Origin of the sequence: Leptolyngbya sp. FACHB-321, assembly GCF_014695975.1 — a bacterium.
In the GTDB taxonomy this organism is placed as follows: domain Bacteria; phylum Cyanobacteriota; class Cyanobacteriia; order Leptolyngbyales; family Leptolyngbyaceae; genus Stenomitos.
In genome coordinates this window covers 149,330-174,038 of record NZ_JACJPI010000073.1, presented here as the reverse complement: position 1 = coordinate 174,038, position 24,709 = coordinate 149,330, and the positions used below count along the sequence as shown (strand labels likewise).

The 24,709-nt window shown below is 50.6% G+C and carries 19 protein-coding genes, 1 tRNA gene and 1 other RNA gene; 8 read left to right on the top strand and 13 right to left on the bottom strand.

The genetic code is table 11. The features are described from left to right. Positions 1-98: 98 nt before the first annotated feature. From ppk2 to H6F76_RS20860, 3 genes are all read right to left on the bottom strand, one after another. A complete protein-coding gene (gene ppk2 / locus H6F76_RS20870; protein ID WP_190511170.1) occupies positions 99-1,085 on the bottom strand; it encodes a polyphosphate kinase 2 in 987 nt (328 codons plus the stop codon). Positions 1,086-1,740: 655 nt separating this feature from the next. Further along, a tRNA-Lys gene (locus tag H6F76_RS20865) sits at positions 1,741-1,812 on the bottom strand. Between the two features lie 100 nt (positions 1,813-1,912). After that, positions 1,913-2,692: an MBL fold metallo-hydrolase gene (locus tag H6F76_RS20860; protein ID WP_190511168.1), complete on the bottom strand. Its 780-nt coding sequence runs from the start codon at positions 2,690-2,692 to the stop codon at positions 1,913-1,915. A gap of 114 nt (positions 2,693-2,806) precedes the next feature. Between H6F76_RS20860 and thiD the strand changes: the two genes are divergently transcribed. Next, positions 2,807-3,655 carry a bifunctional hydroxymethylpyrimidine kinase/phosphomethylpyrimidine kinase gene (gene thiD / locus H6F76_RS20855; RefSeq protein WP_190511166.1) on the top strand — a complete coding sequence of 283 codons (849 nt, stop codon included), beginning with the start codon at positions 2,807-2,809 and terminating at the stop codon, positions 3,653-3,655. A 26-nt stretch (positions 3,656-3,681) separates the two neighbouring features. Here thiD and H6F76_RS20850 read toward each other — a convergent pair whose 3' ends face one another. From H6F76_RS20850 to H6F76_RS20835, 4 genes are all read right to left on the bottom strand, one after another. After that, the gene (locus H6F76_RS20850; protein WP_190447673.1) at positions 3,682-4,098 is read right to left on the bottom strand and encodes a hypothetical protein; all 417 of its coding nucleotides are present in this window, start codon (positions 4,096-4,098) and stop codon (positions 3,682-3,684) included. A 152-nt stretch (positions 4,099-4,250) separates the two neighbouring features. Then, a complete protein-coding gene (locus tag H6F76_RS20845) occupies positions 4,251-4,622 on the bottom strand; it encodes a hypothetical protein (protein WP_190447939.1) in 372 nt (123 codons plus the stop codon). A 182-nt stretch (positions 4,623-4,804) separates the two neighbouring features. After that, positions 4,805-4,901: signal recognition particle sRNA small type (ffs, locus tag H6F76_RS20840), an RNA gene on the bottom strand. 146 nt (positions 4,902-5,047) lie between these two features. Continuing rightward, positions 5,048-5,272, bottom strand: coding sequence for a hypothetical protein (locus H6F76_RS20835; RefSeq protein WP_190447675.1), 225 nt, complete (start codon positions 5,270-5,272; stop codon positions 5,048-5,050). 449 nt (positions 5,273-5,721) lie between these two features. Between H6F76_RS20835 and H6F76_RS20830 the strand changes: the two genes are divergently transcribed. From H6F76_RS20830 to H6F76_RS20820, 3 genes are read left to right on the top strand one after another with little or no spacing between them, the layout of a single operon-like run. Beyond that, positions 5,722-5,916, top strand: a complete 195-nt coding sequence (locus tag H6F76_RS20830) for a heavy-metal-associated domain-containing protein (RefSeq protein WP_190447676.1) — start codon at positions 5,722-5,724, stop codon at positions 5,914-5,916. A 15-nt stretch (positions 5,917-5,931) separates the two neighbouring features. After that, on the top strand, positions 5,932-8,253 hold the full coding sequence (locus H6F76_RS20825; RefSeq protein WP_190511163.1) for a heavy metal translocating P-type ATPase: 2,322 nt from the start codon (positions 5,932-5,934) through the stop codon (positions 8,251-8,253). A gap of 34 nt (positions 8,254-8,287) precedes the next feature. Next, positions 8,288-8,863, top strand: a complete 576-nt coding sequence (locus H6F76_RS20820; protein ID WP_190511161.1) for a cupredoxin domain-containing protein — start codon at positions 8,288-8,290, stop codon at positions 8,861-8,863. A gap of 128 nt (positions 8,864-8,991) precedes the next feature. Here H6F76_RS20820 and H6F76_RS20815 read toward each other — a convergent pair whose 3' ends face one another. From H6F76_RS20815 to H6F76_RS20805, 3 genes are all read right to left on the bottom strand, one after another. After that, entirely contained in the window at positions 8,992-12,186 is a 3,195-nt protein-coding gene (locus tag H6F76_RS20815; RefSeq protein ID WP_190511159.1) for an efflux RND transporter permease subunit, read from the bottom strand. An 11-nt stretch (positions 12,187-12,197) separates the two neighbouring features. After that, positions 12,198-13,541: an efflux RND transporter periplasmic adaptor subunit gene (locus H6F76_RS20810; protein WP_190511157.1), complete on the bottom strand. Its 1,344-nt coding sequence runs from the start codon at positions 13,539-13,541 to the stop codon at positions 12,198-12,200. 143 nt (positions 13,542-13,684) lie between these two features. Next, a complete protein-coding gene (locus H6F76_RS20805) occupies positions 13,685-15,127 on the bottom strand; it encodes a HAMP domain-containing sensor histidine kinase (protein WP_199322262.1) in 1,443 nt (480 codons plus the stop codon). A gap of 620 nt (positions 15,128-15,747) precedes the next feature. On the opposite strand from H6F76_RS20805, the gene H6F76_RS20800 reads away from it, so the two are divergent. From H6F76_RS20800 to H6F76_RS20790, 3 genes are all read left to right on the top strand, one after another. After that, entirely contained in the window at positions 15,748-17,070 is a 1,323-nt protein-coding gene (locus H6F76_RS20800) for a methyltransferase domain-containing protein (RefSeq protein WP_190511153.1), read from the top strand. A gap of 132 nt (positions 17,071-17,202) precedes the next feature. Continuing rightward, on the top strand, positions 17,203-17,763 hold the full coding sequence (locus H6F76_RS20795) for a type IV pilin-like G/H family protein (RefSeq protein ID WP_190511152.1): 561 nt from the start codon (positions 17,203-17,205) through the stop codon (positions 17,761-17,763). Positions 17,764-18,104: 341 nt separating this feature from the next. Further along, on the top strand, positions 18,105-20,342 hold the full coding sequence (locus H6F76_RS20790; RefSeq protein WP_190511150.1) for an O-linked N-acetylglucosamine transferase, SPINDLY family protein: 2,238 nt from the start codon (positions 18,105-18,107) through the stop codon (positions 20,340-20,342). 82 nt (positions 20,343-20,424) lie between these two features. Here the strand turns inward: H6F76_RS20790 and H6F76_RS20785 are convergent, their stop codons facing one another. From H6F76_RS20785 to H6F76_RS20775, 3 genes are all read right to left on the bottom strand, one after another. Beyond that, complete coding sequence (locus tag H6F76_RS20785; protein WP_190511147.1) at positions 20,425-21,441, bottom strand: FkbM family methyltransferase; 1,017 nt, start codon at positions 21,439-21,441, stop codon at positions 20,425-20,427. Between the two features lie 37 nt (positions 21,442-21,478). Then, entirely contained in the window at positions 21,479-23,080 is a 1,602-nt protein-coding gene (locus H6F76_RS20780; RefSeq protein WP_190511145.1) for an FkbM family methyltransferase, read from the bottom strand. 233 nt (positions 23,081-23,313) lie between these two features. Continuing rightward, positions 23,314-23,598: a DUF427 domain-containing protein gene (locus tag H6F76_RS20775; RefSeq protein WP_190447694.1), complete on the bottom strand. Its 285-nt coding sequence runs from the start codon at positions 23,596-23,598 to the stop codon at positions 23,314-23,316. A gap of 117 nt (positions 23,599-23,715) precedes the next feature. Here H6F76_RS20775 and H6F76_RS20770 point away from each other — a divergent pair, with 117 nt between their 5' ends. Further along, complete coding sequence (locus H6F76_RS20770; protein ID WP_190511243.1) at positions 23,716-24,606, top strand: alpha/beta hydrolase; 891 nt, start codon at positions 23,716-23,718, stop codon at positions 24,604-24,606. Positions 24,607-24,709: the final 103 nt, after the last annotated feature.

Sequence of the window (24,709 nt, the reverse complement as noted above, 5' to 3'; positions counted from 1 at the left end):
CTTTTTTCCTAAACGGTTGGAATCTACGGACGAACGAAACTAAACGCCACAACCTCTACAAAAGGGACGTTGTAGTTGACCAGGCTGTAGGTGAGAGCTTAGTACACTTGTGGAACAAAGAACTGTTCGTTGTGTGGCGGACGCACGTAGTTACGAGCAGACTTACGTGGCGTCAGTTCTAGCGGTGCTGGTGTCATATCAACATAGGGAATTTTGCTCAAGAAGTGATGGATGCAGTTGAGGCGGGCGCGTTTTTTGTCGTCTGCCTCGACCGTAAACCAGGGCGCTTCAGGGATATTGGTATGGGCAAACATCACGTCCTTTGCCTGGGAATATTCCACCCAGCGATCGCGCGACTCCAAATCCATCGGGCTTAGCTTCCACCGACGCGCCGGATCGGTCGTACGAGACTGAAAGCGACGCTCCTGCTCGTCATCACTCACCGAAAACCAGTACTTCAGCAAAACAATGCCCGACCGGACGAGTATCCGCTCAAACTCAGGGCAGCTTTGTAAGAATTCCTGGTATTGTTCATCGGTGCAAAAACCCATCACGTGTTCGACTCCAGCCCGGTTATACCAACTGCGATCGAAACACACAATTTCACCAGCAGCAGGCAGATGCGCTACGTAGCGTTGAAAATACCACTCAGTTTTTTCGCGATCACTGGGCGTACCCAAAGCGACAACTCGACAGCCACGAGGATTGAGCGGTTCGGTAATGCGCTTAATCGTGCCACCCTTACCGGCAGCATCTCGCCCTTCAAACAAGATGACAATGCGGGCACCAACGTGCTTTGCCCAATATTGCATTTTCACTAGCTCTATTTGCAAACGAGACAGTTCGTTTTCGTATACTTTGCTTGAAAGTTTAGAGCTACCTTCGCTTTCAGAAAGATGGTAGAACGGCTTCTGCTCCTCAGCTTTGTCCTGCTTAGCGTTGTCCAGCTCGGCTTCTTTCTTTTTCTTATCCTTTTTCTTCTTATTCTTTTTCTTGTCCTTCTTCTTCGAGTGTTTCGGCTCCGCAGCTAAAGACTCTGGCATTGTAGTGGGCGAGTTGGTGCCGTTTACAGTTTCGGGTTCCATGATTGCCTTTACATGACATGAGGGCGAAGCAGCTAACAGACAGGCTTAAAGGTAAGGCTCTAAGAGAACACAACCTTCTAAGCGACATCAGATCTAGAAAGGCAAATACCGTTAAATGATAGGTAAAGCACTACAGACTAACGCCTCTATCTCTACAACGTTTTGTACAGTTCTTTAGACAGATGTAACACGAGGTGAACTTAGAAGCCGAGCTTTCCAATCTTTTGTTGTAATTCTTTCCTTACTCCTGGTCAACCTGCCTGCAATCAAAGCTTTGAGCCTAATCACTCATTACGTGATGTCATAAATGAGGCGGTAAGTTCCTAAATTTCAGCTTTTACACGGCCATGATAGTGTCTTTACACCCGCCCTATAGTAGGAATAGAAACATAAGATATTTGTATCAAAAGCCACTAAACATTGCCTAAACCAAAAATTTGTACCTGATGAAGTGCAGGACGAACTTGATAAAACCTAGTTTGCATACGAGTCGACTGATCAAATGGAAGGACGAACGAGGCTTTGGCTTCATTCAACCAGTTGCTGGAACCAAAGAAATTTGGCTCAATCGATGCTAGGGGGAAGTGGAGAAAGCAGGAACAGGCTAGTAAGGTTAGGTCACATGATCAATGGAAAGCAAACAGTGCTCAAGCAATGGGTGACCTGGGATTCGAACCCAGAACCAGCGGATTAAGAGTCCGATGCGCTGCCATTGCGCCAGTCACCCGTGGGGCAGGAAGCTTATCATAACAAATTCTTTCGCCCTCTCATCACGATCGCCCCTAATCCCTTCTCAATAAAGTTTGTTCCAACGCTGACCGCAGGCTTTAGCGAACGATCGCCGTTAACTCCAAGGTCTCTCCAGCAGCAGGAACGCGCAGTTGGGTCGGTAAGCCGGAAGCAAGTAACCGATCGCGAAATTCTTCTACGCTGCCAATGGTTTGGATGAGCTTGGGAAGGATGCCATCAGCGCGAATGTCGCCGATTGCCGTTGGTACAAAGAAGTGGGGCTTCAATGTTTCGACTAGATGCATGGCTTCTAAGGGACCCATAATAACCTGCCCCAACAGTGGAAAGACTTGACCGACAACCGGTGCGATCACTACATCCACTCGACCAAGGCGCTCTATGGGTGTCTTAAGGGGAAAGAGATGCGGTTCGTAGTAAAGGTTTTCGTCAGTGGTACGGTCGCTCAACAGATAGCCATTCTCAACCCGTCCTGGTTGAAGCTCTGCACCCGGAATCGCGGTAATTTTAAGCGTGTCATCTAGCGTAAAGGTTTCCCAATGGGCGATCGTGGTGACTTGTTGATAGCCAAGTTGCCGTACTGTTTTGGCTGCCGTTGGCGAGGCAACGACAGGAATGGCGCGATCGATCCGTTCTAAGGTTGGTTTGTGGCAATGGTCGTCTACGCCCTGAGAGATCAAAATCAGATCGATCGGGGGGAGGGTTTCGGGTGTGACAGCGAGAGGCGTATTGTGAGAAGCCGTAAACAGCCAGGGTTGACCATAAAAAACCAATGGATCTACCAGCCAGGGGTCAACGAGAATCGTGCGCCCAGCAAGATGAAAGAGCCAACTGTTCAGGTCAATCCGTGTGAGTCTCATCGTTCGCAATCTTTCTTAAAGAATCTAGCCTCCATCTTACAAGAGTGTGGGGTAGGGGGTGTAGGGTGGGAGAGAAGGCTAAAGGCTGAAGGTAGAAGGCTGAGGGTAAAACGTATGGAAAAGCAGCAGGACATTGGTACGCCGAAGATTTCCGTAGCGATGACGATCGCGGGATCTGACAGTGGCGGCGGTGCAGGCATTCAGGCAGATCTGCGGACGTTTGCCTTTCACAAAGTACATGGAACCAGCGCGATTACATGTATTACAGCGCAGAATACGCTGGGTGTAGAGCGTGTGGATGCCTTGCCACCAGAAAGCGTGGTGGCTCAGATGGAAGCGATCGTGACGGATATTGGGGTGCAGGCAGCTAAAACGGGAATGCTGCTGAATCAGACTATCATTGCGGCAGTTGCGGCTCAGGTGGAGGCGTTAAACCTGACTAATCTGGTCGTTGATCCAGTAATGGTGTCACGGACGGGAGCACAGTTAATTGATGATGCCGCGATCGCCACGCTTAGAACGGCGCTTATTCCTCACGCTACGGTACTAACGCCCAATCGCTACGAAGCACAAATGCTTGGCAATCTAGAAATTCACACCCTAGCAGATATGCAGTCTGCCGCTCAACGAATTTATCAACTAGGCGCAAAAGCCGTCTTGGTTAAAGGTGGTGGCTTACAGGGCGATCTTCGCAGTGTTGATGTCTGGTTTGATGGTCAGCAGCTGGAAACGTTAACGGCAGAGACGGTAGAAACGACGAATACACATGGCACAGGTTGCACCTTGTCAGCCGCAATCGCAGCAAATCTTGCGCTTGGTTACGAACCGCTTACAGCAACCCGCCGCGCCAAAGAATATGTCACTACTGCTTTAAAGTACGCACTGGCGATCGGCAAGGGACAAGGACCCGTTGGGCACTTCTTTCCCTTATTAGTCCATAACTCGTGGTCAGCAAGCAGTTAAAGCGTTGTTAAACACTAACAGTCCAGCTATTCCTGCCAGGTTGATTGCCAATCGGGACACTTGTCGCTTTCCCAGCCGTAAGGATGCATCCCACAAACCAGCATTGTGCCACCGTAGGTTTGACCATGATAATGTCGGCACCCTACACAGGTCGGGCGATCGTTCAAAAACGGCTCGACTGTATGGATCATTGGTTGTGCTGTCTCTTCCACCGCAAGCTCAATGCCTAAATACGCCTCCAAAATGGGATCAATGAGATCACCAAGGCGTTGCTCAAGCTCAACAACGAAAACAGATTGTACCTGCTCTACAACTTCTTCTGATGCTTCAAGAAAGGAATCAACCATTTCACCAAAGTCAGTGACAACTTCAGTACAAAACTGCTCTACTTCACTCACCATTGTTTCAAGCATTTCAGAAAATTCCTGCGACCAAGTTTTCATACGCCTATCCGTTAAGCCTCTGCACCTAAACGTAAGCATTCTAACGCCACAGATGCAAGGTCACATAGGGGTCTGCTCTAGGACGCTTGAGTCGCCTTCATATCTGTGAGATCCTTCAAGTATAGCTCACCTTGACTGAGGTCAAGCTTACCTCACTGATCGCGTCTCAGTCGTTTGAGTTCTTCCTGCAAATCCATAACTTGCTGCCGCATCTGCCCTACATCGGATGGGTCTGCTTTAGCAGGTTCATCATCATCAGTGACGATCTCTATACGACGTGGCTCCGTTGGGCGTGGGGTCTCTGGAGCCTCAACCGCTTGCTGCTGTGCTTTGTTTACCATTTCATCAACAAAACGACGGGCTTCTTCGCTCGTCATTTCGCCTCGCTCTACCATTTCGTCAGCAAGTATTTGAAACTGCGATCGCAGTTCTCCAAGCTTTGCGCTTGCCTTTTCGCCTGCATAGGAAGCAACGCCAATACCGAGATACACTGCTTTTTGGACTAAATCTCCCAAACCCATAATGCTTTAAGCTCCTGAAAATCTCAATTCTGCGAACGACGACTCTACAGTGCCGTCTGCAATGTTTTTAGCATAGGGACAAAGATGAACGAGTGTCATCGGTCTTTCAGGTGGAAAACCGTACCAAAAACGCTGATGAAATAAACGAAGCTGAGCAATGGCTGAAGGGATCATCGCTCAAAAAAAGCGACCCGGAGTCCACGCCTATCACAAGCATCCTGTATTGCTGCTACCTTCCGGTCCTGACAAGATTTAGGCGTTGCGATCGCATGGGTCCGGATCATTTACTAGGATAGCATCATCTGGTGACAGTCAGAAGCCTAAACTAACGTTGTTCATCCCTCTAGTTTTAAGAAGCGATCAATTGCGGCATCGCTGCGGGAAGTGCATTTCAACCACTGGTCAATGCCTAAATGCACACAAACCCCTTAAATGTAGGGGTGAAGTGCCTGCCGATTGGTCAACGCTATCTGATCATCATTTGACAAGCGCTTTACCTGACCCGATATCAAGGTGCGTTGTAGCATTGTCAGCGCCGTAATATCTTGCAGATTGCAGTTGCTATTAAAGTATTCGCACAAGGTCTGCTCCGCTTCCGCCGTGAGATAGCCGCGACAAATTGCCTTTTGTACAACCAGATTAATCGGACTCATATGCACCTTTCTTTTTACCCACCACGAACTCAAGTATGAATAGTCGCTTCCGTAAGCGGTGTAACCTTTAGATAGAGATCGTGCTACGTATGGAAACTCGGTGAGTGATAAGGGCGATCGTGGCGTACTTTGCCATGGCTTACTGACGGAAGACTGGCTGTTGGATACCCTCTCCGTGCAAACCTGACAAGATGTATTAATTTTTGCAACGGCAGTTGCAGCCGCAAGCATTGCAAGCTGCTGTAGGGAAGAAACACTACCTGTTTCGATAAGGAGATCTCCAAGCAAAAAACGCCTTGGAGAAGAAACAGTCTCACTATTACTTGCTCAATCAAGAGCGCAAACATAACGACGTAGAGAACTGTAAATGATTGATCACTACCACTTGACTGTCCAGCCGGATGGAGACTTTAAGATGAGCGTAATTCCTTATTAGGAGAACTTGAAGTATGGCGATTGAACTGACTGTACCCAATATGGCTTGTTCTGCATGTAGCGATACTATTACCCAGGCTGTGCAGGCGATCGACCCTAGTGCAACAGTGCAAGCCGATACTAAAACTAAACTCGTCGTGATTGAAACGCAAACGCCTGAAGCAACGGTGAAAGCGGCGATCGTGGCGGCTGGCTATTCTGTCACTTAAATGAGGCATAGAAGCATGGAAACCGTCAATCTCAAACTGCGGGGCATGAGCTGTGCGTCCTGTGCTAACAGCATTGAGGGCGCGATTCGTTCGGTGCCAGGAGTCAGTGCAAGCACTGTAAACTTTGGTGCCGAGCAAGCCACTGTCACCTACGACCCTCAAAAAACCGATCTAGAAAACATTCAAGCTGCGGTGAGTGAAGCAGGCTATGCAGCATTCTCGCTCCAAGACCAAAGCCTGCTGGCTGGTGAAGACGATACCGAAAAAACGGCGCGTGTAGCAGAACGGCAGCAGCTTACACGCAAAGTTTTAGTTGGCGGCATTCTTAGCACTGTGATTGTGGTCGGAGCCATGTCTGCCATGTTCAACTTGCCGTTTCGCATCCGAGCGTTAGACAGTCCGTGGATACAACTCGTACTTGCAACGCCAGTGCTGTTTTGGTGTGGGGCTGATTTCTTTAAAAATGCCTGGAAAGCGGTCAAGCGGCATACCGCAACAATGGATATGCTAGTGGCGATCGGTACAGGTGCTGCCTACAGCTATTCCATCTTTGCCACGGTTTTCCCTGGCTTTTTTACCGCTCAGGGACTGATGCCCGAGGTGTACTACGAAGCCGCAGCCGTCATCATCACCTTGATTTTACTCGGGCGGCTGTTTGAAAACCGCGCTAGAGGGCAAACCTCAGATGCCATCCGCAAACTGATTGGGCTACAGGCTAGAGATGCCCGCATTATCCGTGCTGGGCAAGAGATGGAAGTACCCATTCAGGCAGTACAAATTGGCGATGTCGTCCTAGTCCGTCCGGGTGAAAAAATTCCTGTCGATGGGGAAATTGTCGAAGGCTCCTCGACGATCGATGAGTCGATGGTTACGGGCGAAAGTGTACCCACTAAGAAGCAAGCAGGCGATGAGGTCATTGGAGCCACAATTAATAAGACAGGCAGCTTCAAATTTCGTGCCACCCGCGTTGGCAAAGATACGGTGTTGGCTCAGATTGTCAGGCTGGTGCAGGAGGCTCAAGGCTCGAAAGCGCCCATCCAGCGATTAGCCGATCAGGTAACAGGCTGGTTTGTGCCAGTTGTGATTGCCATTGCGATCGCTACCTTTGTCATCTGGTTTTTAGCGATGGGCAATTTTACCCTGGCGCTGATCGCCACCGTTGGCGTGCTGATTATTGCCTGCCCCTGTGCGCTGGGTCTAGCAACACCCACATCTGTCATGGTGGGTACGGGCAAGGGCGCAGAAAACGGCATTTTGATCAAAGGCGCAGAGAGCTTAGAGCTAGCGCATCAAATCCAGATCATTGTGCTGGATAAAACAGGCACCATCACGCAGGGCAAGCCAACGGTGACTGATTTTGTCACCACGCAGGGCACGGCGAATAGCAATGAGTTAAAGCTGCTGCGCTTAATAGCGTCGGTTGAACGCAACTCAGAACATCCCCTGGCGGAAGCAGTCGTTAACTATGCTCAGGCGCAACAGGTGAACTTAACCAACGTGCAGGCTTTTGAAGCGGTCCCGGGTAGTGGTGTGCAAGGCAACGTATCGGATCGGCTGGTACAGATTGGTACACAACGCTGGTTTAACGAGCTAGGTATTGACACTCAAGCACTGCAACATGATCGAGACCGCTTGGAAGCACTCGGCAAAACTGTGATCTGTCTTGCCATTGATGGTGAGGTGCAGGGAATTATGGGCATTGCCGATGCCATTAAACCCTCGTCGGCTCAAGCCATTCGAGCCTTGCAGCGCTTAGGGTTAGACGTAGTCATGTTGACAGGAGACAATCGCCCTACGGCTGAGACGATCGCTCGTGAAGTGGGTATCTCAAACGTCATTGCCGAGGTGCGTCCCGACCAGAAGGTCGCTGTGATTGAGTCACTGCAACGCGGCACTATGGGCGTACCCGCCGCTGCCCCTAGGCCGTTAAAGGCAGGTGCTAAAGCCAAACATACTAAAGCCAAAATCGTGGCAATGGTAGGTGATGGTATTAATGATGCTCCGGCTCTAGCTCAAGCAGATGTAGGGATCGCCATTGGAACGGGCACTGATGTGGCGATCGCCGCGAGCGATATCACCTTGATTTCGGGCGATCTGCAAAGTATTGTCACCGCCATTCAACTGTCTCGTGCCACGATGCAAAACATTCGCCAAAATCTCTTCTTTGCCTTTATCTACAACGTTGCTGGCATTCCGATCGCCGCTGGCATTCTGTTCCCCTTCGTTGGCTGGTTGTTGAGTCCCATGATTGCAGGTGGTGCCATGGCGTTTAGCTCTGTCTCAGTCATCACAAATGCCCTGCGGTTACGAAATTTTCAGCTCAAAGCGACAACATAAGCTGGCAAACACAAGCTGACAGGAGGCTTAATCAATGGTTAGCAGAAAAACGCTAGTTACCAAGCTTGCAGGTTTAGGTCTCTTTCTGGGTCTAGCTTCAAGCGGAGCACTTCTTTCTTCGAGCGACTACGCTAACGCTCAGATGGCAATGGCAATGCCTGACCATCAAACGTCTCAGTTTCACCGCCTTGAGCAACCTCTGGGTCTAAAAATTGGTGTGGTTGTGGGTGGTGCTGCATTAATAGGGCTAGAAGTTTGGTGGTTTCTCTTCAGCAAAAAGCAGTCACGTAAGGCAGAAGCAACGCAAGGCGTGCAAGAGCTGACCATTATCGTTGATGGTGGCTATGAACCCAGCCGGATTGTTGCAAGCGTGGGGCAACCCGTCCGGCTCAATTTCTTTCGCAAAGATCCTAGTAGTTGCCTTGAAACCGTATTAGTACCCGCTTTCCACATTGCACGGAAGCTGAATTTGAATCAGGTCACAGCGGTGGAGTTTACGCCCGATAAGCCGGGGCACTATCCATTCACCTGCGGCATGAATATGTTTCAGGGTGTTGTAGAAGTTGAAGCGGCTGCACCGAAGCCAATGCGTCAGCTTACTGCACTGTAAGGAGATCTGAATTAAGGCAGCCTTTCCCGATAGCAGAAACCAAAATCATCACCGCATTTGTGCAAACATACAAAATTACCATAGGGGAAAACGATCGCTCCCCCTGGTAATGACCCTACGATCATCAGCTAAGTAGGGTTTTGGACTTTGACTTTGGGTGTGGCAGGTTGAGACTTTGAGGACGTTCGATCGGAGAAATCACGCAGCAGCCCCATAATAGCTGGAACCACCGTGGGCGTCAGGATGGTAGAGAAGGCAAGTCCGCCGGTCAGAACGATGCCCAAGCCCTGATACAGCTCTGCGCCTTGACCGGGAACCACCGCCAGCGGCAGCATTCCCAAAATACTGGTGCCAGCCGCCATGAAGATCGCCCGCAGACGATCGCGGGTAGCGTTGTAGAGCGAGGCATCGTAGTCGTCGCCTTCCTGCTGGAGTTGCAGGGCGCGATCAACCAGCAGAATCGCATTGTTCACCACGACTCCCGTCAGGATAACAAAACCCAGCGCCGTGATCATATCCAGCGGCACTACCCAGCCCAGCACCCGATTCACCAGCACCAGACTCAACAACGCCCCGCTCATGCCCATCGGCACCGTTGCCATAATCACCAGTGGATAGAGAAAAGAGCGGTAGAGCGCGACCAGCAACAGGTAGGTAATGAAGACAGAAAACGCGAAGGCACTTGCCAACTCAGACACTGTTTTTGCTAATTGATCGGCTGAACCTGCAAGCTCCAGACGGTAGCCTGCGGGGAGCTGCGATCGCAGAGGAGCCAAAATTTCATTCTCGGTGCGTTGGACAAGAGAGCCAAGTGGCGCATCGGGGGCAAGAGAAATGGTTAGCGAAACCGCCCGTTCTAGATCAACGTGGTTGATCACATCGGGTCCGGTGGTTTCTCGCACCTCGGCAACATCACTCAGTTGGATTTGTCGCTGCCGTGCAAATAGGGGCAACTGGCGCAGTTGTTCTGGCGTTTCCACCGCTGCGCTGCTCAATTCCACTGAGACATCCAGTTCCTCTTTGCCGTCGATAAAATTCGATGCTAACCGTCCGCCCAGCGCTGCTTCCACCAGTGAACCAACTTCTGTCTCAGACAACCCTACTTCTGCTAGCCGCTCGCGGTTGGGAATGACTTGAATTTCGCCAGCGCCCATCACAAAATTCGATCGCACGCTTTGCACTCCGGGCAAGGCACGCAGTTTACCCGTAATTTCTTGCTCCAGGTCACTCAACTGCTCCAGCTCGGCTCCCACAATATCCACATCAAATTCCTTACCGGGATCGCGGAAGATGGAGATGCGGGTAGGAATGACAAAGCGATAGCCCGCAAAATCGCTAGCCTTTGCCCTCAGGCGGTTGACCATCTCAGCTAACCCTGCGGTGGTGGCAAATTCTGGTTTGAGGATGGTAGCAATGCCACGCAAGGCACCGGGGCGATCGACGTACATGATGCGCTCGACTTCCGGCTGCGATCGTAGGAAATTTTGCACAGGTTGCGACTGCCGAATGGCTTCGGGAATGCTGGTTCCGGGCATCGGCTCAGCCCGCAGCACTACTAGGTTACGGTTGCCTTCGGGCAAATAGTCGGCAGGCGGCAACAGGAGAATGCTCAGCAAGAGCAACCCGACCGGAATGCCCAATAGCAGCAGTCTACGCCCTACGCGTCGGCGACCGATCGACCAACTCACCGTTGAGGCAAGAAAGTTTTCTAGCTTGCCCTGAAAGTAGCGGAAGACATCGGAGGTGCGGTAAACCGCCTGCTGCACTTTGCCAAACAGACCCGGTGGAAGCGGTACAGCGGATGACGTGGTGGTCGATAGCATTCGCTGTGCCTCTGCCTGGTCAAGAAATAGCCCAGAAAGCATAGGTACCAGGGTAACCGCCGAAAACAGGGCAAAGATGGCAGAACACGAAAGGGCGATCGCCATATCGGCAAACAACTGTCCCGCTTCCCCGGTCACCATAATCAGAGGCAGGAAGACGATTACATTAGTCAGCGTCGAGCCGAGCATCGCTGCCCACACTTCTTGCGTGCCCTCGATCGCAGCCCGCATTGCGCTTTTGCCCTTCTGCATGTGGGTGAAAATGTTTTCGATCACAACGATCGCGCAATCCACCACCATACCCACCGCAAAAGCGACTCCAGCCAGACTAATGAGATTCAGCGTGCGACCAAACAGTTGCAACACAATGAAAATAGTAATCAAGCAAATGGGAATCGTCAGGGCTACCACGGCAACGGTTCGCATCGAACCCAAGAACAGCAACAGCACGAGTGTGGCTAGTAAGGCACCGCTGATCAGGTTTCCTTGCAGCAGGTCGATCGACTGCTGAATGTACTGGCTTTCGTCGTAGTTGTAGGCGAAGCGCAGGGCTTCTCCCTGACGGTTTAGCTCGCCTTCCAACTGCGTGATAGTATCGCGTACCCCCTTGGCAACCTCGGGCACGTTGGCACCGACTTGCCGAATCACGCCGATCGCCACCGTTGGCGTACCGTTAAAAACCAGCGCGCTATCCTGCACTTTGCGCCCCATTTGCGCCTTGGCTACATCCCGCAGATACACCGTCCCGGAGGCATCTCGCCGCAGCACAAAACCCTCGATTTGCGCCAAATCTTGCGATCGACTCAGCGTTCTGACGCGGTATTCGCGCCGTCCCAGAATCAACGGACCGCCGCGAATATCACGGTTGTTGGCTTGCAGCATTTGCACCACATCACCGATCGTCAGGTTGCGGTCCGACAGCGCTTTCGGGTCAACTTTGACTTCTACTTCTCGCCGCTGTCCACCCACAATCAAAAATTGCCCGGTGCCTTCTACCCGTCGCAGTCGCGGTACAATCACCTCTTCTGCCAGATCGCGGTAGTGGTTGGGGTCGCCTTTGCTATCCTGGGGCACCATCGGAATCCACATCATCGGCGAACTGCTGCCGCCCACCAGTTCCACGTTGGACTCGTCTGCTTCGGGAGGCAAACTATCTGCTTGCTGGAGCCGATTGATCACATCCACCAATCGCCCTTCTAGATCCGCACCGGGCGTGAATTCCAGGGTGATGGCGCTGCGTCCAGCACGAGAATTGCTGCTAATCTCTTGCACGCCCAACACCTGTTCCATCTGTTCTTCGATCGGGCGTGTCACCAAGTCTTCTACTTCAGTGGGTCCCGCTCCAGGATAGGTGGTCGTGATGGTAATTTCGGGACGATCGCCACCGGGCTGTAGCTCCAGCGGCAGCCCTAACAGGGCAAACACCCCAAAGATTGCCAGCAAGCAAAACAAGACGAAGGTGCCGTGTCGCCATCGCACAGCCAGTTCAATGAGATTCATCGCAGTATCCTCTAGCTGTTGCTGTTCTGAACGACTTTCACAGGTGCACTGTCCCGCAGTCCATCGCTGCCGCGTAAGACAATTTCCTGCCCGGTACGTAAAGCATTGCTGTAAATAGCAACCCTTTCGCCCATATCCGTCACCAGTTCCACCGGAACCTGCTTGGCTTTGCCAGCCTCGATCGCAAACACAAACCACTGATTTTGTCGCTGGGTCAGCACGTCACGCGACACCACAAAGCTGCGGCGATCAGCGGGCATTTCTAACGTGCCAGCGATCGCCATACCAGGCAGCAAGCGCTGTCCTGCATTCTCTAGCCGCACGCGCACGCGCTGCCGTCGAGAGGATGCTTCTGCTGCTGGGACGACGGCTGTAATCGTGGTTCGCTGTTTCCACTGGGGCAGCGCCCGTGAGGTGAGCTGAATGGGCATTCCAGCCGTGACTCTGCCCGTCAGCTCTTCGGGTAATTCCAGGAAAATGTCGAGACGATCGCCCGCAATGAGCGACACAATTTCGCCGTTGCTTTCTACATAGTCGCCCCGACTGACCACCCGTCGATCGACCACGCCAGCAGACGTTGCTTTTACCTGTGTCCGCAGTTGGGTCAGCCGTGCCTGATTGACTTCTGCTTGGGCTGCCGTTGCATTGGCTCGCTGCGCCTCAATTTCTTCACGCATAGGACCCGCCTGCGCTTCTGCCAGTTGTGCTTGGGCCTGGAGTCGCTCGCTCCGCGCCGTATCAACGCTGGCTTTTGCCTCGACCAGCAGCCGTTGCGACAGCGCCCCGTCTTTGACCAGCGCAGAGGTGCGGCTGAGGTTGTCGATCGCTTCCCGCTCGCGGGCTGTGGCAGCGCTGAGTGCGGCTTTGCGTTGAGCAACGATTTCGGGACGGGTCCCCACCGTTAGACGTGCCAGGTTGCTGCGCTGTTGTGCCAACTGTGCCTGTGCTCGTGCCAGCGCCAGCTGCTGGTCGGCATCATCCAGCACGGCGATCGTGGTGCCCGGTGCAACGCGATCACCCGGTTGCACGAATAGTTCCTGAATTACACCGCTGGTTTGGGCGCGCACGGTTGCCCGCTCTGCTGCTTCTACCTGTCCCAATAGCTGCACGGGTCTAGCAGCACTACCCTCAGCGAGAGCGATCGTTTCCACGGCGCGGGGTGGAGGTGCTTGTTGAGCAACGGCAGGCTTTGAGGTTTGTCCTGCTGTGAGCGATCGCCAGGTCGCAATGCCACCCGTTGCTAGCATTAGTAGCACGACTGCCCACACCCAGCGTTTGGGCTTAGGTGACTGATTCGTTGGCTCAGAAGTAGTAGATGGGTCAGGAGTCTGAACTTGAGGGTCAACGTTGTTCATAGTTCGCAATAAAAGGGCTAGAGAACAAAAGCGTTGCGTCAATCGTTATTCAGAAGTTTCAAGCAGGCGGATAAATTAGCGGTAAAAGCTTTGTGAAAAAAAGTTTATATTTACTTTACAAAAAGATAGCAGCTAATCTGCTGTTAGCCTTTGATTTCTAACCGTTCCGCAGGAAGTTTCGTAAGCGTGCCATCTAGCGGAATGGCGATCGTAAACGTGGAGCCGTGCCCAACCTGGCTAGCAAGCTCCACGCGACCGCCATGTGCCTGAGCGATTGCTGCAACGATCGACAACCCCAAGCCGTAGCCCTCACTGTGAGCATCGCCCGTTGCCCGTACAAAGCGTTCAAAAATGCGGGTTTGATCAACGGATGCAATGCCTTCGCCCGTATCGCTAACCCATAAGTAGGCACAGTCTCCCTTCACTGAGGAACCAAGCGTAATTGGATCGCCTGGTTTCGTGTGTCGGATGGCATTCTGAATCAGATTCATCACGGCTTGCGTCAGCCGTTGACGATCGACTGTAATCGGGCTTAACCCTTTTGACTCCAAGCGCCAAGCGCGATCGGCAAGCCCCCGTGCCTTGAGGTAAACCTCCTCCGTCAACCAATCCAACTCTTCTGGCTTAAGCCGCAGAAAGTCCGATCGCTCCGCTTTTGCCAGCAACAGCAAATCGTTTACCAGACGGCTCATGCGTTCTAGCTCATCCATCACCAGGGCGATCGACGCATCCTTCTCTGGCTGATATTGCAGCATTTCCAGATGTCCCTGAATCACCGTGATCGGCGTTCGCAGCTCATGGCTAGCATCCTTCAAAAACTCTTTTTGGCTATCGAAGGCAGCTTGCAAGCGATCGAGCATTTCGTTTACAGTGGTCGCTAACTCAGCAATTTCATCCCTACCTTGCACCGGAAGGCGTTGAGTCATATCGGACTCGGTAATGGAATGTGCTGTCTTTGTAAGCAACCGCAGCGGATACAGTACCCGTCCAGCCGTAAACCAGGCAAGCAAGAAGAAGATCAGCAGCAGCACAAACGTTACCTGCATTACCAATCCGATCGCACTCCGCGCAATCTGATAATCCAGTGTGCTGTCATTCAGAACTACGATTAAGCCGGTTTCATTGGTCGCCTGCCAGGTCACAGGCTCTACCACGTAGTAAAGCTGTTTCTCCTGAGCTTTAGCTTGACGGCGTTCTCCTGCCGCCGTTGTCCAGGTTTGTATCAGTTTAGAGTGCTGCGTTAGCCAGCCCGACGGTAGTGCTGGCTTGGTGTCATAAACGCGATTGCCCACCAGCGTAATGATGTATTCACCCCGCGTTGGCACATAGCTAGAGAGCAAGCGATCGAACAACACACTGATATTACTGGGTCCTAAATTTCCTTTTTCACGATGCTTTTGCACTAACACCGTAAACTGGTTCGCCTGCTGCAACGCGGAGTCTTCTGCCTGGATGCGGATGCGATCGCAGAAAAGGCTATACGTTGTCTGAATCGAGATAAAGACGGTGCCCGTTGTTAGCAAAAAGTACCAAACCAGTAGCCGGGTGCGAACACTGAAAAAGGCACGATACCAATGGTTCTTCATTCGCTCCATCCATCAGTGCTGGAAAGCAAGGGCATAAAGCCTTTCACCTCAACGGCTTTACTCTAGCAATGATTCAAGATTGAGATAAACGGCAACTAAAAGGCTGATGAAAAAACTTTTATGAAAAACAACACAGAAGCTTACTAAACAGCACCACCAGTCCAGGTGCCCGTCTGAACTCTGAAAATAGAGGGATCAAGCGCTGTCCTCTAGCTCAGGCAGCTATCTAGCTCAGATGTCCTGTAGTCGCGCAACTCTAGAGAAATTTCAGCACAGTCATTAAGCTGCTCACTAGGCTTTGGCTTTCAAGGCTTTGGCTTTCAAGTTAGTGATCGATCGACCATTTCGCGTCTGATCCCTTGCCATTCTCAGGCATTGATGCACAGTTTTCCACCATGACATCTAGCTGTTTACCCCAGACGTTGCTTTTTTCGCTTCCACTTTGGCGACAGAACTTCGATCGTGCAGTGCAAGACGGTAGTGGCGCATTGCAACCATCCTTTTGGTGCACAGCAGTCGATGTAGACTGCCTGGCTCGCCTTTATAAAAAATGGGTATGCTGACTTAAACCAAAAGCCAACCAGGAAACCACGGTCTTTTACCACTAGGATGAGTGAACCATGAGCCAGCCAGGGATCGATGCGCTAGAAAAAGTTCGTCAACAGTTTGACCAAGCTCCATACCCAAGAGTGCCGCTAGAGCAATCTCCCAAAAATGATGCCACTAATCTTTATACGCACAACTTAGCCACAGCCTTCTATCTCAGAAATCAGCAGATCGTCAACACGCAAGGAGCCGTCATTCTGGATGCAGGTTGCGGCACTGGCTATAAGTCCTTGATGTTGGCAGAGGCGAACCCAGGAGCCACGATCGTTGGCGTTGATCTCTCCTCAGAATCAGTCAAGCTAGCAGAACAACGCCTGAAGCATTACGACTTTCATAACGCTGAGTTTCATGCCATCTCGATTGAAGATCTGCCCAGCTTGAATCTGCAATTTGACTATATTAATGCGGATGAAGTGCTGTATTTGCTACCTGACCCAGTTGCAGGGCTTCAGGCAATGCGGTCAGTCTTAAAGCCAAATGGCATTATCCGCACTAACTTTCACAGTGCCTTGCAGCGGATGATCTACTTTCGCGCTCAAGCCTTCTTCAAGTCAGTGGGGCTGATGGGCGGCACCACTCAGGACGAGGATATAGAACTGGTGCGGCAAACCATGCGATCGTTGAAGAACCACGTTTTTCTTAAATCCATGGTCTGGAACCCAAATTTTGAAACGGATGACGAAATTGTTCTCGCCAACTATCTGCTTCAGGGTGACAAAGGTTGGACAATTCCAGAGTTTTTTGCTGCAATGCGTGCGGCTGATCTGGAATTCATTAGCATGGTGAACTGGCGAAAGTGGGATCTGCTCAGTCTCTTTACCGATATTGAAGAACTTCCCATTTCTGTGACGTTGGAAATCGGCGAAAAATCGGCAGAGGAGCAGCTACACCTGTTTGAACTGCTGCATCCAGTCGATCGCCTGCTAGATCTCTGGTGTGGTCATCCGCATGAGGGTATACCTTACACACCAGTAGCAGAATGGACAGCCGATTCCTGGCAGACTGCCTACGCACATCTCCATCCGCAGCTAAAAACGACAGCGCTGAAAGAAGATCTCATTGCTTGCGTTACACAGTCAAATCCCTTTGAAATTAGCCGCCATCTCAAAATAGTTGATGAGCCTGTAAGCATTGACAGCTTGATGGCAGGCTGCCTGCTGCCCCTGCTAGAGCAACCGCAACCCGTGACGGCTCTAGCGCAGCGGTGGCAAACTCTCTGCCCCTTCAATCCTGTCACGCTGGAACCAACCACGCTTGAAAACGGTTTTGAACGGGTGCAGCAACGCCTCACAACGCTCGAAAGCCTGGGCTACATTCTGCTGGCGTGCTCCGCATAAAAGCTTTTGAAATAATTGCCCAAACTTTCTGCGTTGGGGTGATATGAAAGCTGACTAATGTGGGCAAGTTAGATTCAGGAGTTAGAAACCCCAACCCCAACACCAACCCCGCATCTTTAAGGAGATCCTCTCATGAAGTCCGAATTTAAAGCAAAGTTCCTGAGCCACTTGATTCAAAAGAAAGAAGCTCAAGGCTTCACTTTGATTGAACTGTTGGTTGTTATCATCATCATCGGTATTTTGTCAGCTATCGCGTTGCCTTCCTTCCTTAACCAGGCAAACAAAGCCAAGCAATCCGAAGCTAAGACCTACGTTGGTTCCATGAACCGGGCGCAACAAGCTTACTACCTGGAGAAGAACGCCTTTGCTGCTCAGACTGACTTTGGCAACTTGGGTCTGGGTGTTGCCACTCAAACAACGAACTACAAGTACGGCATCACTGGTGGTGGCGGCACCAGTTCTCAGGTGACAAACTGGGCTGACACTGTACTTCCAAAAGCGCCTCTTAAAACCTATGCTGGTGGCGTAGCAGTTGGTACCGTAGCAGCGACCAGCGAAGCTACAACGCTTGCTACTTTGTGCGAAGCGAATGCTGCGGCTGTCAACAGTGGCGCTCAAGGTAGCGCTGCTGGTCTAGGGTTCACCTCGACAGCGGCTCCTACCTGCGGCGGTAGCTTTACTACACTTAACTAAACCCTTTGCGGCTAACATGTAGAGGGATCGGAAGGGGGCATTTAGTCTGCTTTGGTTCCTCTATATGTTTGTTTCGCTAAACGGCAATGGGCTTGTTCCTATTGCCGTTTCTTTTTTTAGGGATTCAGTGGTGATACTGAATTAACTACAAAACTGTAGCGCTAGACTAACTGTTTTAATGTAAGCATTTTGAACGCGAATCGGCTTGACTTTGAGTCTGGTTTCTCTGCTTTTTTCTAATTTCTCTCCTACCTGCTTTTACTCGTGTCTGTGCTAGACCTGACAGCCCTTTGTCACCGTTTAATGGCTGCTCCCCCTATCTACCCCCACTGTAACTGCCCATGAGTGCTACCTCTAATTTGTCAAACCCAGTCACATGGCAACCCAAAGCTTATCAATGGTTGCTGCAAGCCGACTACAGACAGGCGAGTCAGTTCTATGAACAGGCGATCGAGGCTGAACCTGAGGTCAAAGCACACTACTGGCATTTAGGATTGCTGTTGCTGTTGCAGGGGCAGGAGGGCGAAGCACAGACCACATGGCTGTTTGGTATGTCAGATGGCGAACCGGAGCAAATTGAGCAGTGGACTACCGAACTCCTTCAAGTGTTGCTAACTGAGGCAGAGCGGCGCGAGGCAGGTCAAGAATACTCTGTTGCCTGGACAATCCGGCAGTACATTCGGGAAATTCAGCCGAATAACATCGCTAATTTGCTGCACCTTATTCAAGGCGCGATCGCTTTAGATAATTTCAATAGCGACGACTTGCGTGATTTAGATATAATGCAGCAACTTCAAGAGCAACACATCAGCGTTGACTTTGATTTGTTGTTGCAGTCGTTGAAAAATGTTTTGGAAGCGCTTGCACCAGACCCGATTATTCTTGATTTTACAGAAGCCTGCCTACCGAACATTGAAGCGGTTGAGCAGTATCAACCACTCCTAGTGGTTCTGTTGCCTGCTGCACTTAAAATTGGCTTTTCAGAAGGTTTTCCCCTACTTGCAGCACATCTACTAGAACAGTATCTACGTCTGGAGTCTGACAATGTAGAAGTGCTAGGTCATTTGGCACCGTTTTATCAGAATGCGGGTTACTACGACAAAGGCATTGAAGTAGCGAAACGACTGTATGGCTTGACAGATAGTTTGGTTGAGAAAATTTTCTCTAACTTTCTTGTGCTACGGGGGTTGATGACAGCAGGAGGCTATTGGCAAGAATCATTGGAAACGCTTGAGCGGCACAAACAATTGCTCACCTCACTAAGTGCTGAGACACTGAAAGATGCCAAACCTGCCCATGTCAGCCGTTTATTTACTTCGACTTACTTCCTGCCGTACTTTAAAGACGACTTAAGAGAAACCCGCTCCATTCAAAATCGTGCTTCGGCATTATGTCATGACTACATCCGAAATCAACACCCAGATCGAGTAGAGCGGTATCGGCAACCCCAAAAACTCCATCACGGCAGTCGCTCTACTGATCGCCTGAAAATAGGCTATCTCTCTCACTGCATGGGAACGCATTCTGTGGGCTGGTTAGCCCGGTGGCTGCTGCGGTACCACGATCGCGATCGCTTTCAGATGCATGGTTACTTCATTAACAATCGACAGAACGACCCACTGCATGACTGGTACGTTAATCAGGTTGAGAAGGCTTGTAAGTTAGGCGTTGATTGCTCTAATAGTATTTCTGGTTTGGCTGACCAGATTTATGAGGACCAAATTGATATTTTGGTTGATCTAGACAGCCTGACTCTAGATTTGAACAGTGATTTGCTGGCGCTCAAGCCTGCGCCTATTCAAGTTACCTGGTTAGGTTGGGATGCCTCTGGTTTGCCATCAGTTGACTACTGTATTGCTGATCCTTACGTGTTGCCGGATTGGGCACAGGACTATTACCCCGAAAAAATTTGGCGCTTACCTCAAACCTACATTGCGGTGGATGGGTTTGAAGTTGCCGTACCGACGCTTCGTCGCGACGATCTCAACATCCCTGAAGATGCAGTTGTATATCTGAGCGCTCAGAAGGGCTACAAACGCCATGCCGAGACAGCGCGGCTGCAAATGAGAATCCTTGCACAAGTACCAAATAGCTATTTTCTTATTAAAGGTTTAGCAGACGGAGATTCAATTAAACGCTTTTTTACTGAGATTGCTGAAGCAGAAGGGATTAGCAGCGATCGCTTACGCTTCTTAGGAGGGGTTGAATCAGAAGCGATTCATCGAGCCAATTTAACTATTGCTGATGTTGTACTAGACACATTTCCCTATAACGGTGCGACAACCACTCTAGAAACGCTTTGGATGGGAATTCCGCTTGTCACTCGCGTTGGTGAGCAATTTGCTGCTCGTAACAGCTACACCATGATGGTAAATGCAGGTATTACCGAAGGCATTGCTTGGACGGACGAGGAGTATGTAGAGTGGGGCGTTCGGTTAGGTAGTGATACTCAACTGCGACAGCAAGCTGTCTGGAAGCTGCGCCAGTCTAGACATACCTCACCCCTTTGGAATGCTAAACAATTTACCCGCGAAATGGAAAACGCTTACGAGCAAATGTGGAAAATTCACACGCAGTAATGGTTCTAGAAATTGTACTAGGCTACCGTATACATCGGTCGAGCGATCCTCCCTAGCTTTCCTTTGACAAGAGAGGATCAAACTAACCGATCGATGGTGCAGGTGGGTTTGCTGCTAAAAAATCGGCAGCAGCACCTGTAATGTAATCCTGTAAATTGGCAACGGCTGGAAACGTACTTAGCCCAGTTTGAACCAGTTCAGGGATTTGAGTCAGACTTTCAACAATGTGGTTTGCAACGTTATAAATTGGGTCGTTACCGTAGTGTAGTGTCAGGTGCTCCAGCAGTTCCAACGCATAGTCAGTAAACTCTAAGGCGTCTGCAACGCAAGCAAGCTTAAAAAGCTGATCAGGGCTTTTGAATTGAGCGTTTACATTCTCTTGAAGGAGATCTCGAAAGTAGATAGCATCTGCCCAAAGCACCTGACCAGGACGTTCTGTGGAATGAAGTAGCGATCGATATCCCCGTGAAATCGGCGCTAAGTCAAAGAGCGTAAAGCCTAGCTGCCTCAGGTACGTATCAACATCGGCAAATAATGGCTCGTTGGCATATAGGTGAGAAAATTCAACCTCGACTTGAATCGCCAAAACACTGCGCTCTAAAAGCCAGGATGCACCTTCTAAAACCTGCAAACTTGCACCCTGAACGTCAATTTGCAAAAAATCAATTTCATCAATGCCTTCAGTTTGAAAGACTGTATCCAGATTAGTGGTTTCAATGTCAGTAGTAGACTCTAAAGCCACCATCTCTTGCAAGCGCAAAAAACGTTTTAAGTAAGGAGCATTAGGTGGATACAACGAGCTACACTGCGGGTTGTTCGTGATGTAAAGCGTTGATGTACCCACTTCTTTAGCGAGCGCTAAGGGAAAGTGTTGTTCGAGCCAATTAATCTCACGCCTTTCAACATCAGCATTCGCGGCTTCGCAAGCGGCAGCATCAGCATCAAACCCATAAATCGTCAGATTAGGCGCAAACATACCCCATGCTTGCGTTCCATAGTCATCTTTGGTGCCCGTTTTGCGAGAACCAACATTGCACAGGGTGATATGAACTGGATCTAAACAACCGTTTTTCTTAAGACTTGGAAGAAAAAGTGCCATAGGTAAGGCTCTCAAAGGATAGATTGAACAGCGTTTTTTACTTTCGCAGACCAAAGGTTGCCACCTTCGCCAGCGGTACTGCGATGATGTTGAGGTTTCCCTGTAAATCCTCTACAGATTCAATTGCAACTAATGTCTGTAAGTAGGGTTGATAGCGGAAGAGTTGATAACCATTAGCGTTCAAGAAATTAGCGACTGGTGAGTTGCTACCTTGATTGCCACTGATGTTTTCATACATGATGACGGGTGCGAACTCGGTTAGTAGTCGATCACTACCCAGCAACACTTGTAACTCGTGACCTTCGGCATCAATCTTCAAAAAATCGACCTGAGTTAGTTTTTCTTGCTTAATCAAGCTGTCTAACGAAAAGCAAGCAACGTCTTCAAACGGTCCAGTTTGTGTAGCGCTCTCTGTTCCAGCAGTGACAATCTGATTCATTTCACTAGCTGTCTGTAGTGATAGCCGTGCTGTACCGTCATAATCACTCGCTGCGCCCTGACAGACTGTCACCCAATCAAACTGATTGAGGCGGCACGTTTCCTGTAAACACTGCACACAGCCAGAAAAAGGTTCGATCGCCAGCACCCGTCCACTGGCGCCGACTTGAGAAGCCGCGCTAAAGGTGTAGACACCCACATTTGCTCCGACATCAATCACGGTCATGCCGGGTTGAATGGCACTGCGCCAGAACTCCATTTCGCGTTCAAACCAATCGCCAGCACCTAGCAATACACTTGTCACAATGCTGTGAAAGCTAGGCTCGACTACCAGCAGCAGGTTACCTTCAAACGGAACACAAGTCGTCGAACTGTCTAGTGCAAGTTTCGCCCACTGCCACTCGAGCGCGTTGGGGTGTTGCGTATGTAAAGCGTGAGCCGTCTCTAACCAGGTTGTTGCTGCTGCCGTTTGCTGCAACGTTTGATAGGCAAGGTAGAGGGCTTGCAGAATCGGTGAACAATTGGGTACAAGCTGATTGGCACGCTGTAAATGAATCAGCCCTTCCCACTGATCACTGATGAGATTGGCAAGCCCCAGCCGTAAGTGGACAGCGGCAGAGTCTGGTAAGACTTGGGCAGCAACCTGAAGCATACGGCGTCCGGTTGCATTGTAGAAGATCGCTTGCGATCGCCAGACAATTTCCCCAAGCAACAACACACTCTGCTGAAACGCATTCGTGTCTGTCCAAAGTCTACTTGAGCCTTCAAAATAATGTGATCGCGGCTCCTGCCATAGAACCGGGACGTAGATTAAACCGGGTGCAGCAGCTTGGCTGGCAAAAGCAGGTTGCAGAACGTTGATTAATGCGGGGAAGGCAATCTGAACGGCTTTTTCTGTCTCTCCAATCAGAGTATGGGCAAGGGCAAGATGAGCCGCACAGAGCGGGTGGGCATCGGCTCCATTTTCAAAGGCTGCGATCGCGGTTTCCATATAGAGACCACGGAGATCAGGATCTGTGCTTTGTTCTGCCTCAACTAGGGCGATGACTCCGTAGTTGTTCCAATCGAGTGGCGACTGTGGCTCGTCCCAATTGGTTGCTTCTAACGCCGTGTGGATGTAGGACAAAGTGGCAGGGTTAATCGATGGACATACCTGCTGGAGGTGTTGCCAATAAAGGCTGGCATGGGGGGAGGTGTTCATGGGGGTAAGAACGGTTTCACCCTGTTAGTCTGCCCTGCGATCGCGCCCAATGACACACTTGCAAATGCGTTATCGTTAGCCCTCTCATTGCCAGTGAGGCAAGGCATCCCATTGCAGCTACGAATACTTGTCCGTCTTCATAGACGTTTCATGGACGTTTCAGGAACGTTGCACCTTGCATTCGTTACAGCGGCATAACAGCAAACTTTGTGCTGTCATACCGCTGGGGCCTTTTAGGCTTCCACTTTCACGCCTTTCCAAAAGGCAATGTAGCCAGTGATATTTTTGGCAGCATCTTTGGGCGTGGGGTAGTACCAGGCAGCATCCGGGTTGGTTTTGCCATCTACTTCGATCGTGTAGTAGCTGGCAGTGCCCTTCCACGGACAGCCCGTGTGGGTGTTGCTCTCTTTGAAATATTCGCGATGGATTGCATCAGGTGGAAAGTATTGATTGCCTTCTACCACTTCGCACCGATCGCTCTCGGCTAGCACAGCACCATTCCAAATTGCTTTCGGCATCGTTTGTCATCTAATAACAACAACCAAAGCCTAGCGAACTCTGATCGTTGCTGCAAGGGAAGGTGGCTGGTAGTCAGCTCTGTTTGATGCTTGGAACGAGATAAACTGAGCTTTATGATGACGATGCTACCGCCCGAAAGTGCCCAATTAACCGAAGCCACGTCGATCGCTCTAGCCCAAAGCATTGAGCGCACAGACATTTCAACGTCGCTCTGTGTTTCACCGATCGCAACTGCCTACATCCGCAAAGGCTCCGGAGGCATACCGATCGTGCTGCTACACGGTTTTGATAGCTCTGTGTTTGAGTTTCGTCGTCTGCTGCCGCTATTGGCAGAAACGCAAGAAACCTGGAGCGTCGATTTGCTTGGTTTTGGTTTCACCGATCGCCCTGTTGGTAGTCTCTTCAGCCCAGCCGCAATTAAAACTCATCTTTATCACTTTTGGAAAACGCTCATTGCTCGACCCATGATTTTGGTGGGTGCGTCGATGGGTGGAGCCGCCGCGATCGATTTTGCGTTGACCTATCCCGATGCTGTACAGAAACTGGTACTTATCGACAGCGCTGGTTTTGCACGCGGTCCAGCAATGGCACGATTTCTCTTTCCACCGTTGGGCGAACTCGCAGCTAACTTTCTTCGTAGCCCCAGTGTGCGACGCAGGGTGAGCTTTCAGGCATACTACGACTCTAGCTTTGTCTCACCTGATGCACTTGTGTGTGGTGCCCTGCATCTAACGTGTGCCAACTGGCAGCAAGCGATTATTTCGTTTACCAAAAGCGGTGGCTACAACTTTTTAGCAGACAAAATTGCAGCGATCGAGCAGCCAACCCTCCTTGTGTGGGGCGACTCCGACAAGATTTTGGGCACGCAAGATGCCACTAAATTCCAGCAGGCGATTGCCCACAGCAAACTCGTTTGGGTGAAAAACTGTGGTCATGTGCCTCATTTGGAACAGCCTCAAGTGACAGCAGCAGCGATTCTGGACTTTAGCATCGAAAGGCAGGGCTGAAGGCTAAAGGCAGAAGGCAGAAGGCTAAATTAAACCTATTCCTACCCCTTCATTCTTCCCCCTTTCCACCCCTTCATTCTTCCCCCTTTCCATCCCTTCACTC